This is a genomic window from Streptomyces sp. NBC_00203, from assembly GCF_045206325.1.
In the GTDB taxonomy this organism is placed as follows: Bacteria; Actinomycetota; Actinomycetes; order Streptomycetales; family Streptomycetaceae; genus Streptomyces; species Streptomyces lutosisoli.
Window position 1 is genome coordinate 2,221,446 of sequence record NZ_CP108126.1, and the last position, 14,080, is coordinate 2,235,525.

Here is a 14,080-nt window from a genome sequence, read left to right on the forward strand (position 1 = left end):
CCGTCATGTCACTTCAGGGTGGCCACCACCGCGTACCGCTCGTCCTCGACCTCCCGACCCCACAGCCGCGCGTCGCCCGACAGCGGCTCCACGTGGATGCCGGCCGTGTCCGTCACGAGGGGCTTCAGCAGGGCGGTCAGCCGGCCGGCGGACATGCCGACCGGGCTCACGGTCCCCCACACGCCCTCGACGAGGACGATCCGACCTCCCGGGCGCAGCAGGCCGCGCCAGTTCCGAAGGACGCGCTCGGGGTCGGGCAGCGCCCACAGCACATGGCGGCAGAGCAGCACGTCGAACCGCTGCTCACCGACGGGTGGTGCCGCCGCGTCACCGATGAGGAACACCGCGTCACGGCCCGCCAGCTTCGCGCGGGCGAGGTCGACCATGCGCGGCGAGCGGTCGACCCCGGTGACACGATGCCCCCACTCGGACGCGAGCAGTGACAGGCTGCCGGTGCCGCAGCCCAGGTCGAGGATGTCGGCAGCGCGCTCCGGCAGCCACGTCCGCAGCCGGGCCGCCCAGGCCTCCCTTACGAGAGGGTCACGCAGGCCGTGATCGGGCTCGTCGTCGAAGGTGACGGACTCCGCGTCCCAGTCGACGTCCGTCCCCGGATTCATGCCACTGTTACTCGTCATGCGCCCCAGGGTGACACCCACCACTGACAGTCGATTCGTGACAGCCGCCACAGACAGATCCCGACCGATGAGGAACTCTCCCGGAAAGGGTCTACCTCCGTACCCCAGCGGAACCCGGTAGACACAAGGAGGCAGCCATGCGCCGTGTGACCGTGCAGAAGCCCCTGAGGAAGTCGGACTCCCGCCGCGTGCGGGAAGAGGCCGACGAGCGTCCGGCCGAGCGCCCGGAGGTCCGAAAGGACATCGCACGAACGTGGTGGCCGGACGGCTGAGCCGCCACGACCACCGCCAGGACCCACAACCGTCAGACCAGCCGCTTGCGGTAGTACACGCGGTCGTACGGGCCGTCCGCACGACGCTCCACGACCTCGTAGCCGTACCGCGGGTAAATCTTCTGGTTCTCCCACATCAGCGCGTTCGTGAGAAGCCTGACCTCGGGCAGTCCGAGCGCACGCGCGTGTGCGTCCACGAAATGCAGCAGCCGTCGCCCGATGCCCTTGCCGTGGGCATCGGGCCGGACGGCGATGGTGTCGAGGTACAGATGGTCCTCGCGCTCCTCGACCACCACGAGCCCTGCCACCGGCTCCCCGGTGACGAACACCCGCCCCGCGGCCACGTTCGCCGCGTGGTCCGCCTCCATGGGCACGGGAACCAGCCCGATGCGCTCGATGTACGGGTGGAACGCCGCGTCGATGACGGCCTTCACCGCGGGCACGTCGGAAGCGACGGCCTGCCGGATCCCGCACTCTTCAGGCGTGTCTGTCATGCCGCGCACGCTACCTACCTGAGCGCAGTCTCAGCACTCCCTTAACGGCGCCATAAGGATCTCCATCACCCGCCTCCAGCAGGCGATTCCACGGTTTCTTGGGGCTAGTTTGCTGATCGCCCCCACGGGTTCCGCCCAAGCCTGATGGACCGTTTCGAGGAGTTCCCCCATGCCTGCTCGCCCGAGCGCTCGCCGCAAGGCCGCCGCGATCGCCGTCGTCGGTGCCGCCCCGCTCGCCCTGACCGCGCTCGCCGCCGCGCCGGCGGCCGCGCACGGCACGATGGGTGACCCGGTCAGCCGGGTGTCCCAGTGCTACGCGGAGAATCCCGAGAGCCCCACGTCGGACGCCTGCAAGGCGGCCGTCGCGGCGGGTGGCACCCAGGCGCTCTACGACTGGAACGGCATCCGGATCGGCGACGCGAACGGGCAGCACCAGGCGCTGATACCGGACGGCAAGCTGTGCAGCGCGAACAACGACGAGTTCAAGGGGCTCGACCTGGCGCGCGCCGACTGGCCCGCGACCGGCGTGAGCAGCGGCTCGTACACCTTCAAGTACCGTGTGACCGCCCCGCACAAGGGCACCTTCAAGGTGTACATCACGAAGGCGGGATACGACCCGTCCCAGCCGCTCGCCTGGGACGACCTGGATCTTGAGCACCCGGTCGCGACGGCCACCGACCCGGTCGCCTCGGGCGGCTTCTACACGTTCTCCGGCACTCTCCCGGAGCGCTCCGGCAAGCAGCTCTTGTATGCGATCTGGCAGCGCTCGGACAGCCCGGAGGCGTTCTACTCCTGCTCGGACGTGGCCTTCGGCGGAAGCGCGAGCGGCAGCGGCAGCGGAAACGGCAGCACCGGAAGCGGCAGTGGGGGTGCGGGGAGCAGCTCCTCGCCCGCCCCTACCGCCTCCGCGCCCTCCGAGGAGCAGATCGAGGACGGTGCCGACAAGTCGACCGTCGAGCACCACGGTCACGGTGACGACGACGCCAGTACGTCGGCGGAGCCCAGCACAGCCGCCCCGGCCTCGGACACCGACGCCGACACCGGCGCCAACCAGCCGGACGCCGCCGGTTCCTCGGAGAACCTCGCCGAGACCGGTGGCGACGGCAGCACCCCGTACATCGCGGTCGGTGGTGCCGCCGCCCTGGCACTCGGCGCGGCGGCCCTGTTCGCCTCGGTCCGCCGCCGCGCGGTGAACGGCGGTCGGCACGGCCGCTAGAACGAAAAACTCCGGGGTCTGTCCGGCGGCTCAGGTCGGACAGACCCCGGCGGGGTGCTCAGCCGAAGCAGCCGAATCGGCTGGATCGGCTGGATCGGCTGGATCAGTGGGACCAGTTGGATCAGCTGAACACGGACGCGCAGGTGGTGGCGGTGGCGTGCGCCGGATCAAGGGCGTTCGCCACCTCGTGGTACGCGATCCGGTCGAAGAGGCCGATCGCCACATGCTCGGAGAGGTCGACCGGACACAGGTCCTGGAGCAGGACGTTGTGGACGTCGGAGCCGGTGAGGAACCCCGAGGTGTACGGCGTGACCACCTCGTCGTGCTCGGTGGCGATGACCGTGTAGTGGACGCCCGCGACGGTGTCGCCGCCGGCGTTGAGCTTGGTCATGAAAGCGGACCCGGCCATCTGGTCCGCGAGCCCCGGGGTGGACGCCTTCAGCAGGTCCTCGGCACCCGGGAAGTACGGCAGCAGGTTGGTGAGACCGCTGAGGGTGGTGCCGTGGTTGTCGGGCGCGATACCGACGAGCGCGTTCACCTTGGCGGCTCCGCCGAGGAACTTGAGGTAGTAGCGGGGCATCATGCCGCCCTGCGAGTGGCCGACGAGGTCGGCCTTGGCGGCGCCGGTCGCGGCGAGCACCTTGTCGACGTACACCTGGAGCTGTTCGGCCGACTTGTCGATGGGGCCAAGGCCGTTGAAGAGCGGGACGCCGGGCAGTTGCCCGTAGTCGAGGGAGTAGACGCAGTACCCGCGGTCCACCAGGTAGGGCGCGAGGGCCAGCCAGTTGTCGACGGAGTTCCCGAAGGTGCCGTGGACGAGGACGACGGGGCGGGGGTGGGCGGCGGACGGCTTGCAGGAGTAGTTGTTCCAACCTCCCCCACTCTCGGCTTCGCTCGAGCGGGGGGACCCCCAGCTGGGGGCGGAATCGGCTCGGGCGGCGGCAGCGGGGACGACCGTGACCGCGGCGGTCAGGAGCAGCGCGGTCAGGGGTCTGAGCACTCGCTTCCAGGGCAGCATCGTGTGATCTCCTTGCGGCTCAAGGGAGTTGCGACGGCGTACGCCCTGTGATCCGGATCACGAGGATGCTGTTCACTCGTCAAGTTACGGGTGAGTAGCCCAGGTGTGAAGTTACGCGTCAGTAAAAACTTCCAGTGGTAACCAGAGGCGGTGGTTGCAGCCGATGAACCGTCACCAGGCGGGCCTGATGGGGCCGTAGGGCGCGATGCGCACCAAACGGTCGCACAACGCGCGCATTTCACCCTCGCCGAGCAGTTCGCCCCACGCCCGCACGGCATCGGCGGCCGCCTCCTCCGCCGCGCGAGTGCAGGCCCAGCCGAGCTCGGTCAGCACGATCAGCCGGGCGCGCGCGTCGTCGGGATACGGGCGCCGCTCGACGTATCCCTTGCGGACGAGTTCCTCGACGAGCTGGCTGGCGGCCTGCTTGGTGACCCCCAGATGACCGGCGAGGTCGGTGACCGTCGCCCCGTCCGGGGCCAGCCGCGTGAAGGCGAAGCCGTGCGCGGGCCGCACCCCCTCGAACCCCCGGGCGACCACGCCGTCATGGATACGTTGCGTCAGCTCACCGGCGACGGCGAGCAGGGCGGCGGACAGGGCCATGGCCTCGGAGTTCTGCACGGAAGCATTGAAACACCCTGGGCATGTTGGTCAAGCAGCTTGACGTATCGGTCAAGCTCCTTGACCATATTGAGGTGCGGTCAAGCAGCTTGACCATTCCCACTTCCCGAACGTCCACGTCCATGGAGGTCCGCCGTGCCCGTAGTCCGTTCATCCGAAGCCGTCACCCACGAGATCCACGGCGCCCGTTTCATTTCGTACGCCACTCCCCTGAGCGGCAGCAAGGAGCTGTGCGCCTGGCGCGGCGAGATACCCGCGGGGACCAAGGCCCCGCTGCACACCGTCAACCGCGAGGAGATCTTCCACCTCCTCGCCGGCGAACTGCTGATCACCCTCGACGGCCGCACCGAGCGGATCACCGCGGGCGACACGGTGATCATCAACCCGGGCGCGACGCTCGGCGTCGAGAACCCGACCCAGGAGACCGCGGTGTCGTGGGTCACCACGTCCATCGGCCTTCAGGCGAAGCTCGCCGACGGCTCCGTGATCACTCCGCCGTGGGCCAACTGACCCTGAACGTCAGCGGAGTTGGGCTTCGTCCAGTTCGGAACGCCAGTGGCCCCGAGCCTGGTCGTAGTGCAGCGGGCCGAGGCGGTACTGGGTGAGGTCGATGGTCAGCAGTTGCCGGTAGCCCTCGTCGGGCAGGTCGTGTTCCAGGATGACGCGCAGGCCGGTGGCCGGGTCCTGGAGTACGACCGGCGGGGGCGCGGTCGCGGGCGTCGGCACGGGTGTGGGTGCCAGGGCCGGGGCCGGGCGCCGGATGGCGCGGATGGCCTTCTGGAGCAGGCCGTAGCCGTCCTCGGCGGCCTTCTCGCCCAACGTCGTGAGGAATGCCTGTAGGGGAAGGGCGATCAGGATGAGCCAGGTCAGCGGCTCGACCGCACGACGCGGCGGCAGGACACGGACGCTCGGCGAGTAACCGAGCGCGGTGAGGGCGTCGGTCAGCGGTTGTTCCTGCTCGGGGGTGACATGACGGTCGAGGAGGAGATCCGCGACAAGGGGTTCAGGGTCAGTCATCGTCGCCTCCGGTCAGGCTCCACAGTTTTACGGTCTTGTCCTTGCCGGCGGTGGCCAGACGGCGGCCGTCCGAACTGAACGCCACGTCATTCACCGCTTTGGTGTGGGTGATCTTGAGCAGTTCGGCACCGGTGCCGGCGTCCCACACCCGCGCGGTGTTGTCCTCACTGGCGGTGGCCAAGCACAGGCCGTCCGGACTGAACGCCACCCTGCGCACAGTGTCGTCGTGGGTGACTTTGAGAAGTTCCGCGCCAGTGTTGGCGTCCCACACCCGCGCGGTCTTGTCCCCACTGGCGGTGGCCAAACGCAGGCCGTCCGAACTGAACGCCACGCCATACACAATTTTGGTGTGGTCGATTTTGAGTAGTTCGGCACCGGTGCCGGCGTCCCACAGCCGGGCGGTGTGGTCGCCACTGGCGGTGGCCAAGCGCAGGCCGTCTGGACTGAACGCTGCCCCCCATGCAACTCCCGTGTGGGCGATCTTGAGCAGTTGGGCACCCGTGGCAATGTCCCACACCCGCACGGCGCTGTCGTTACAGGCGGTGGCCAAGCGCGCGCCGTCGGGATGCAGTGCCACCTCGTATACAGGGACTCGCGGGGCGACGCTGAACAGTTCGGCGCCGGTGTCGGCGTCCCATGTCTGCACCGTGCCGATACCGGCGGTGGTGAAGCGAAACCCGTCGGAGCTGAAAGCCACACTCCACGCGACGTCGAACATGCCGTGCCGGAGACGGACGAGTTCCGTACCTCGTTCGTCAATGACCAGTGTCGTCCGCTTGCTGCAACCGACTGCCAGGCGGGTGCCGTCGGGGCTCAAGGCGACCGCGTGGACACTACCCGGTGCCCGGAAGCTGAGGAGAAGGACCGCCTCGGAGATCCCCGCGGAGGTACGGCCGATCTCCTGGCGGGCGCGGGCCGCAAGCTGGGTGGCGTCACGATAGTCGGGGTCGACGGCTCTGACGTGCGCCAGCGATTCCACAGCACTCTGCCAGCGCCCTGCATCGAGATGCTCCAGAGCCTCGCGATAGTGGCCCGCAAGAGTTTGGTCACGCGCGGCGGTCTCCAGCGCTTCCCGGGCGCCGTCCACCATCGCCACCAACTCCGCGACGGCGTCAACATCCTGCGGACGCTGCCCCAGGCGTTCGGCGACGACCAGCACGGCCTCCCAATGGCCGGCTCGGTACAAGGTGACCGTCTCGTCGCGCAGTTGAGCGGTCACCTGTTCGCGGCGCGCCTGCTCCAGGAGCTGCTGGGCGTCGCGGTGGCTTGGATCTGCCGTGACGATCGTCTCGAGGTTCTCGACCGCCTGCTCCCAGTCGCGCGCGGCCACGGCGTCGGTGGCTGCGGCGTACAACGCGGCAAGGCGCTGGCCGTGGCGCGCCTTGGTGAGTTTGGCCTGGCTGTCGCGGTAGTCGCGGTCGTGGGCGATGACCGTACGGAACGCCTCGACCGCCTGGTCCCACCGGTCGGTGTACAGGGCGCCGAGCCCTTCGGCGTACAGCTCGTCCAGGTCGGCCCGCTGCTTTGCCGAGGGACTCTTCCGAAGGCCGAAGCCGGGGCCGGGGCCGGGGCCGAGGTCGAGGTCAGGGGCGGGGGGGAGGTCAGGAGCAAGGCCGGGACCTGCATCATCGGCAAGGTCGAAAAGATGCCCGTTGCCGTCGAGGGAGCGCATGTACAGCACCGGCGTGCCCCATTCCAGGGTCTGCGGCCGGGAGATGGACATGGCCTGGCGGGCCTCCATGACCGCCACGTCGATCGGGAGCTGTCGGGCGAGGGCCTCGTAGAAGGTGCGCGCGCACTCCAGGGCGGCCTCGTCGCTCACCTCGTACTGCATGGCGAGCACGGCGGGCATGCCCTTGCGCATCAGCGCGCCCGCCACGCTGGAGAACGGGTTGAGCGCGTCCGCGCGCCCGCTCTCGCAGGCGTTGAGCACCGCAAGGCGCAGTGAGGGATGGCCGGCCAGCAGCATCGCCAGCTCCCCGGCGCCCAGGAAGTGCGTGCCGCCCTGCTCGCCGGCCAGTGCCAGGGTGCCCTCCTGTGCCCGGGCGTCGAACCCGCCGTGCCCGATGAAGTGCAGCACGTGCCAGCCGCCCTGGCCCGGCTGCTGTCCGCCCGGAGCGGGGGTACGGGCGTCACGGCGGACGGCGTCGCGCAGGTCACGCCAGGTCTGCCCGGCCACCCAGCCCAGCTCCACCCGGCCCTCGGCCACCAGATCGGCCAGCGCCTCGCGCAGCCGCTGCTGCTCGGCGTGTGCCGCCAACGGTTCCTGGTCGTCGGGACGGGCGACCATCCCCAGGATCCGCAGCGGTGGCACCACCCGTAACGCGGCCACCGGCCGTGCGACCTGCGGATGGCGCACCAGCGGGAGATCCAGTCCCAGGTAGCCGTCCTCGCCGGTGTCGTACATGAACTCCCACGGCAGCCTGGCCAGTTCGGGGGGCTGGACACGCAGCACCAGCCGCACCTGTCCGCCCTGCTGGGCGGCACGGTTGCGCGCGGCCATCAGCAGGGCCGACCCGGTCCCGGCGAGCAGGGCGTCGAACAGGATCCGCCCCAGCTCCCGGACCGGCGCCTCGTCCCCGACCGCGGCACGGCGTACCCGGGCCGAGGACGCCACCACCGCGTCCGGCACCCGCGCCGCCAGTGCTTCCAGGTCCCGCAGGGGCGGCAGCCGCATCACCCCGGGCGCCTCCTCGCCGCCGGCCGCGCGGAACACCACGGGGTAGCCGCCCTCGCCACGAGGTCCCACTTCCACCTGGAAATCGACATCCACCCGCAAGTCCCCCCGCACCGTGCCCGACTGGCATCAGACAGTGTGGCGCAGCCACCCCGGGCGATTCCACGGAATGTGCCCGATCGCGGCCTGAACTCCGGCCTCCCGGCATACGGACACGGAGGACTCGCGCACCGTCCTGCACCCGGCGGAGCCAGGAGTCGGAAGTTGGGAGCCGGGAGCCGGGAGCCGGGAGCCGGGCCACGTTCGCACGAACGTCACGCGGCCAGCGTCCCCGGCCCGATCACATGCGGCCCGAACTTCGCCCGCGCTCTGTCCGCGACCTCCTCGATACGGCGGACCTTCTCGTCCACCGGGTCGAAGGTCAGCTGGTGGGAGGCCTGTTCGGCGGGGGTGAGGCCCTCGGCGCGGAGGGCGATCGCACGGACTCGGGCACGCTGGAGACCGAGCGCCTCGTACATGCGGTACGCCGTGTCCGTGAGCGTCGACGAGTGGGCGGTCGGCTCCTTGAGCGTGCGGCTGCGGGTGGTCGTGGAGCGGTCGGCGTAGCGGACGGTGAGGGTCAGCGTGCGGCAGACCTTCTCCAGGGCGCGCAGCCGGGTGCCCAGTTCCTCGGTGGCGGAGAGCAGGGCGCGGCGGTGCCGGGACGGGTCCAACTCGTCGCGGGAGAAGGGGCGTTCGGTGGCGAGGGAGCGGGAGGTGGCGTTCGGGACGACCCGGCCGCGGTCGATGCCGGACGCCTTCTCGTGCAGCTCGCGGCCGGTGCGGGCGCTGGTGAGGCGTTGCAGCGTGGACAGGGGTGCGGCGGCGACCTTGCCGATGGTGTCGAGGCCGTACTCGCACAGGGTGCGGGCGGTGGCGCCGCCGACTCCGGGCAGCGCGGCGACCGGCCGCCCGGCGAGGAACTCCGCGACGGCGTCCGGGTCTTCGGGCACCACGCGGGTCGCTCCGGGCGCGGCGTCCCGCAGGGCCATGCGGGCGAGCATCGGCCCGGGCCCGGCGCCGATCACACAGTCGATCCCGTACAGGGCGAGCGCCCGCACCCGGATCAGTGAGGCGAACTCCACGGCACCGCGCCCGAAGTACCGTTCGGCGCCCCGCAGATCCAACAGCGCGCCGTCGGGCGGCAACGCCTCGATGACGGGGGTGAACTCCTCCAGCAACCCGAGGAGTCGGGGCAGGGCGGCCTCGTACATCGGAGGCAGCTGGAAACGTACGCAGAGGATGGTCATCCCGCACTCCCCGGACTCTGGTGCCACAACTTCTTTCCCCCCGCGGGCCCTTCGCCCGCGGGACGCAGATCGGCCCAGGGGTGCATCTCGTACCCCGTGGACATGCGGATCGTCCGGCTCTTCTTCGCGCCCTCCCCCTCCGGGAGGGGCTCCGGTACGGGTTCCGGTACGGGCTCCGCCAGCCGCGCCGCCACCACGTCGAGGCCGCCCTCGGCGCGCAGTTCGGTCAGTTCGGCGAGGTTCCAGGCCGCCGCGCCCACCACGCTGAGGCTGCGCGGACCCCGGCGCTGCACCACCCCGCGCACCAGCAGCAGCCAGGAGTGGAAGACCGTGTGGGCGCAGGCGTCGTGGGAGTCGTCGAAGAAGGCGAGGTCGACCAGGCCCGTGCCGTCGTCCAGGGTGGTGAAGATGACGCGCTTGCCGGAGCGGATCGGCGGGGTCTGGGTGGCCGCCTTGGCACCCGCGACCAGAACCGTCTCGCCGTGTCGCGCCTCCCGCAGACGGCGCGCCGTGACCACGCCCAGCTCCCCCAGGAACTCCCGGTGGTCGTCCATCAGATTGCGCGAGGCGTCCATCGACAACACGCCCAGCTCAGCGCTGAGCCTCTCGGCCGAGGAGAGGTCGGGCAGCCCGGCGGAGGCAGTCTTCCGTCCGCCGGACAGCGGGAGTTGCCCGCCGCCCGCGCCGCGCGCGCCCCGGTGGAGCTCGGTCAGGTGCAGTTGCAGATCACGCCGGTTGGCGCCGAAGGCGTCCAGTGCGCCGACCTGCGCGAGCCGCTGCGCCAGTGGCCGGCTCGGCCGGGCCCGCTCCCAGAAGTCGAGCAGCGAGGCGTACGGCTGCCCGTCCGCGATCCGCGCGGCCTCGGCCTCGCTGATGCCGTGCACGTCGGAGAGGGCCAGCCGAACACCCCAGCGACCGGCGGAGCCAGCTGATTCAGACACCAGTTCGATACGGTGGGCGACCGCAGACCGGTTCACGTCCAACGGCAGGATCGGCACCCCCCGCCGCCGCGCGTCCGCCAGCAGCAGCCGCTTCGGATACATCCCGGGGTCATGGGTGAGCAACCCGGCGTAGAACGCGGCCGGGTGATGGGCCTTCAGCCACGCCGACTGATACGTCGGCACGGCGAAGGCGACCGCGTGCGCCTTGCAGAAGCCGTACGACCCGAAGGCCTCGACGATCTCCCAGGTCCGCGCGATGGTCTCGGCGTCGTACCCCTTGGCCGCCGCGTTCTGCGCGAACCAGAACCGGATCCGCCCCTGCGATTCGGGGTCGGAGAGTCCGCGCCGCACCCGGTCCGCCTCGTCGCGCCCGCAGCCGGTCATGATGTCGACGATGTCGATGATCTGCTCATGGAAGACGACGACTCCGTACGTCTCCTTCAGCGGCCCTTCCAGGTCGGGGTGCGGATAGCGGATCGGCGCCCGCCCGTGCCGCGCCTCGATGAACGGCCGCACCATGTCGGCGGCGACCGGGCCGGGCCGGAAGAGCGAGATGTCGACGACGAGGTCGTGGAAGGTCGCGGGCTGCAGGCGTCCGACCAGGTCGCGCTGGCCCGGCGACTCGATCTGGAAGCAGCCCAACGTCTCGGTGGACTGGACGAGTCGGTACGTCGCCGGGTCTCCCGGCGGTACCGCGTCGATGTCCAGCCGGTCCCCCGTCGCCCGCTCCACCTCGGCCACCGCGTGCGCCATCGCGGACTGCATCCGCACGCCCAGCACATCGAGTTTGAGCAGCCCGAGATCCTCGACGTCCTCCTTGTCGAACTGCGACATGGGGAAGCCTTCGCCGCTGGTCGGCATGACCGGCGTACGAGCGAGGAGGGAAGCGTCGGAGAGAAGGACACCGCACGGGTGCATGGCGATGCCGCGCGGAAGGGCGTCGAGGGACTCGACCAGCTCCCACAGCCTGCCGTATTTCTCTCCTTCCCGCCGAAACTCCCCCGCCAGTTCGCGCAGTTCGGGCAGTTCGTCCATGGCCGCGCGGGCGTCGCGGGCGCGGATGTGCGGGAAGGACTTGGCGATCCGGTCGATGTCGGCGGGGTCCATGGAGAGGGCGGCGCCCACATCGCGGATGGCGTGCCGGACCCGGTAGGTCTCGGGCATCGAGACGGTCGCGACCCGCTCGGTGCCGAACCGGCCGATGATCGTGCGGTAGACCTCCAGGCGGCGCGCGGACTCCACGTCGATGTCGATGTCGGGCAGCACGGAGCGGCGCTTGGACAGGAAGCGTTCCATCAGCAGACCGTGCTCGACGGGGTCGGCGTGGGCGATGCCGAGGAGATGGTTGACGAGGGAGCCCGCGCCGGAGCCGCGCGCGGCGACCCGGATACCCATCTTCCGTACGTCGTCCACGACTTGAGCGACCGTCAGGAAGTAGGAGGCGAAGCCGTGGTGGGCGATGATGTCCAGCTCACGGTGCATCCGCTCCCAGTAGGTCCGCTTGCGGTCATAGCCGCGCAGCACCATGCCCGCCGCCGCCCGGGAGGCCAGGACGCGCTGGGCGGTGCGGCGGCCCGCGCCGACGAGGTGCGGTTCGGGGAAGTGGACGGTGCCGATGCCGAGGTCGTCCTCGGGGTCGACGAGGCACTCGGCGGCCGTGGCCCGGGTCTGTTCGAGCAGGCGGTACGCGGTGTCGCGGCGGTAGCCCGCGGACTCGACGATCCGTTCGGCGGCGCTCAGCATGGCGGCCTCGTCCTTGAGCCAGGCCTCACCGGAGTCCAGCTCGCGCCGCGGGTCGACGGGGACGAGCCGGCGGGCGGCGTCCAGCACGTCGGCGACCGGGCCGAGGCCTGGGTCGGCGTACCGGACGGCGTTGCTCAGCACCGGCCGCACCCGTTGCTCGGCGGCGAAGCCGACGGTACGGGCGGCAAGGCGCAGCGAGCCGGGGCCTGTGCCCTTGCGGCCGTGCCAGACGGCTTCGAGGCGCAGGGCGTCGCCGTAGATCTCCCGCCAGGGCGCGAGCAGCTTCGCGGCCCGGTCGGGGCGCCCGGCGGCGAGCGCGCGGCCGACGTCGGAGGCGGGGCCGAGCAGCACGGTCAGGCCTTCGGCGTGGTTGTCCGTCCAGGGCAGCAGGGGCTGGCCCGCGCCGGCGCCGGGACCGCCGTCCGCATGCACCGCCGTAACGATTCTGCAGAGGTCGGCCCAGCCGGCCGCGCCGTCCCGGGCGAGGAAGGTCACGCGTGGTGTCGACTCGTCGATGAAGGCACCGCCACGGACCGGCGCGCGACGCCGCTCCCCCCGTACGGGCTCTCCGACCGCGAGCTCCGCGCCGAACAGCGGACGGATGCCCGCCTTCGCACAGGCCTTGGCGAACCGGACCGTGCCCGCGAGGGTGTCCCGGTCGGTGAGGGCGAGGGCGTCCATGCCCCGCTCGGAGGCGCGCTCGGCCAGCCGCTCCGGGTGCGAGGCCCCGTACCTCTGGGAGAACCCGGAAACGGTGTGCAGATGCGTGAACCCTGGCACACGCACCTCCCGCACTCGTGAGCCCTATCCGGGCTCTCGAACATTAGTTCCCAACCACCTCACCCCCACCATAGACCAATTTCCGAACAACTGTGCGACATGAGCTCAGGCCCGTCCCACCTGCGCAAACACCGGACGGCCCGGACCGCGGGGACATGACACAGACAGCCGACGACGACGCCCCGCGCACGTCCTGCGACGCCCCCCAGGGGCAGACCCCCAGGGGGCAGAACGCCACGCGAAAGCCCCGCCCCCGCACAAGCGGCGGGAACGGGGCTCCAGCACATGCCTCGGCTGTCAGCCGATCTCGGCACCGAACGTCGAGAGCGCCTCGGTGACCGGCTGGAAGAAGGTCTCGCCGCCCGAGGTGCAGTCGCCACTGCCGCCGGAGGTGAGGCCGATCGCGGTGTCGCCGTCGAACAGCGAGCCGCCGCTGTCACCGGGCTCGGCGCAGACGTCGGTCTGGATGAGCCCGTTGACGATGTCGCCGTTTCCGTAGTTCACGGTGGCGTCCAGGCCGGTGACCGTGCCGCTGTGCACCTGGGTCGTCGAACCGCTGCGGGTCACCTTCTCACCGACGGTCGCGTCGCCCGCCTTGGTGATGGGCTGCGAGGAGCCGTTGTAGAGGTCGACCTCGCTCGGGTGGTCGACGTTCGCGGTGTACTTGACCAGGCCGAAGTCGTTGTCCGGGAAGCTGGACTGCTCGTTCGTGCCGATCTGGCTGCCGCTGGAGTCCGACCAGGTGGAGATCGCCTCGGTGCAGTGCCCGGCGGTGATGAAGTACGGCTGCCCGTCCTTGACCACGTTGAAGCCGAGCGAGCAGCGCCCGCCGGAGCCGGTGATGGCGTCGCCGCCCGCGACGAAGGGCTTGAACTCCCCCTTCGTACGCTGGAGTTCGGCCGTGGAGCCGAGCGCGTCGACGACCTTGGTCAGCTTGGCCCACTCGGCCGGGGAGACCGTACGGTCGGCGGTGACGACGACCTTGTTGGTCCCCGGGTCGGTCGCCCAGGACGTGCCGGGGATGGTCGCGTCCTTCTTGAGCGTCGTACGGGCGCTCTTCAGCTCGGCGAGGGAGTTCTCGACGATTCTGGCCCTGGCGCCGGCCGCCGCGACGGTCTTGGCCGCGGCCTCGTCGAGCACGTTGACCACGAGGTTCCGGGTCTTCGCGTCGTAATACGTTCCCGCCGCGTCGGCGCCGAGGTCCTCGCCGAGGGTCGAGGCGAGCTTTCCGGCCGCCGCGATCGAGAGCGTGTGGGGCGCCGGGGTCTTCGGGGCCTCGCTCGCGTTCGCAGTCTGGAAGGTGACTCCGGCGGCGACGAGTGCGGCGATGCCCGCACCCGCCATCACGGCACGCCGCTTGGGTATGCGTCGGTGCTTCAA

At 70.7% G+C, this 14,080-nt stretch carries 12 protein-coding genes; 3 read left to right on the top strand and 9 right to left on the bottom strand.

The window, feature by feature from the left end:
* Positions 1–8 precede the first annotated feature (8 nt).
* A complete protein-coding gene (locus OG975_RS10265) occupies positions 9–635 on the bottom strand; it encodes a class I SAM-dependent methyltransferase (protein ID WP_406328828.1) in 627 nt (208 codons plus the stop codon).
* A 137-nt stretch (positions 636–772) separates the two neighbouring features.
* On the opposite strand from OG975_RS10265, the gene OG975_RS10270 reads away from it, so the two are divergent.
* Entirely contained in the window at positions 773–907 is a 135-nt protein-coding gene (locus OG975_RS10270; RefSeq protein WP_330303493.1) for a hypothetical protein, read from the top strand.
* A gap of 32 nt (positions 908–939) precedes the next feature.
* On the opposite strand, the gene OG975_RS10275 is transcribed toward OG975_RS10270, so the two are convergent.
* A complete protein-coding gene (locus OG975_RS10275) occupies positions 940–1,401 on the bottom strand; it encodes a GNAT family N-acetyltransferase (RefSeq protein WP_406328829.1) in 462 nt (153 codons plus the stop codon).
* Positions 1,402–1,570: 169 nt separating this feature from the next.
* On the opposite strand from OG975_RS10275, the gene OG975_RS10280 reads away from it, so the two are divergent.
* Positions 1,571–2,617, top strand: coding sequence for a lytic polysaccharide monooxygenase (locus OG975_RS10280; protein WP_406328830.1), 1,047 nt, complete (start codon positions 1,571–1,573; stop codon positions 2,615–2,617).
* 121 nt (positions 2,618–2,738) lie between these two features.
* Here OG975_RS10280 and OG975_RS10285 read toward each other — a convergent pair whose 3' ends face one another.
* Both OG975_RS10285 and OG975_RS10290 read right to left on the bottom strand, forming a co-directional pair.
* Positions 2,739–3,635: an esterase/lipase family protein gene (locus OG975_RS10285; protein WP_406328831.1), complete on the bottom strand. Its 897-nt coding sequence runs from the start codon at positions 3,633–3,635 to the stop codon at positions 2,739–2,741.
* A 171-nt stretch (positions 3,636–3,806) separates the two neighbouring features.
* Positions 3,807–4,253, bottom strand: a complete 447-nt coding sequence (locus tag OG975_RS10290; protein ID WP_406328832.1) for a MarR family winged helix-turn-helix transcriptional regulator — start codon at positions 4,251–4,253, stop codon at positions 3,807–3,809.
* Positions 4,254–4,388: 135 nt separating this feature from the next.
* On the opposite strand from OG975_RS10290, the gene OG975_RS10295 reads away from it, so the two are divergent.
* On the top strand, positions 4,389–4,763 hold the full coding sequence (locus OG975_RS10295; protein WP_406328833.1) for a cupin domain-containing protein: 375 nt from the start codon (positions 4,389–4,391) through the stop codon (positions 4,761–4,763).
* A gap of 9 nt (positions 4,764–4,772) precedes the next feature.
* On the opposite strand, the gene OG975_RS10300 is transcribed toward OG975_RS10295, so the two are convergent.
* From OG975_RS10300 to OG975_RS10320, 5 genes are all read right to left on the bottom strand, one after another.
* Positions 4,773–5,270, bottom strand: a complete 498-nt coding sequence (locus OG975_RS10300; RefSeq protein ID WP_327427598.1) for a hypothetical protein — start codon at positions 5,268–5,270, stop codon at positions 4,773–4,775.
* Positions 5,263–8,025 (bottom strand): CHAT domain-containing WD40 repeat protein, encoded by a 2,763-nt coding sequence (locus OG975_RS10305; protein WP_406328834.1) that lies wholly within the window; start codon positions 8,023–8,025, stop codon positions 5,263–5,265. Before OG975_RS10305 ends, OG975_RS10300 begins: the two co-directional genes overlap by 8 nt.
* A 236-nt stretch (positions 8,026–8,261) precedes the next feature.
* Positions 8,262–9,236: a DNA polymerase thumb domain-containing protein gene (locus tag OG975_RS10310; RefSeq protein ID WP_406328835.1), complete on the bottom strand. Its 975-nt coding sequence runs from the start codon at positions 9,234–9,236 to the stop codon at positions 8,262–8,264.
* A complete protein-coding gene (locus OG975_RS10315) occupies positions 9,233–12,700 on the bottom strand; it encodes a DNA polymerase III subunit alpha (RefSeq protein ID WP_406328836.1) in 3,468 nt (1,155 codons plus the stop codon). Before OG975_RS10315 ends, OG975_RS10310 begins: the two co-directional genes overlap by 4 nt.
* Positions 12,701–12,997: 297 nt before the next feature.
* Positions 12,998–14,080 (bottom strand): S1 family peptidase, encoded by a 1,083-nt coding sequence (locus OG975_RS10320; protein WP_406328837.1) that lies wholly within the window; start codon positions 14,078–14,080, stop codon positions 12,998–13,000.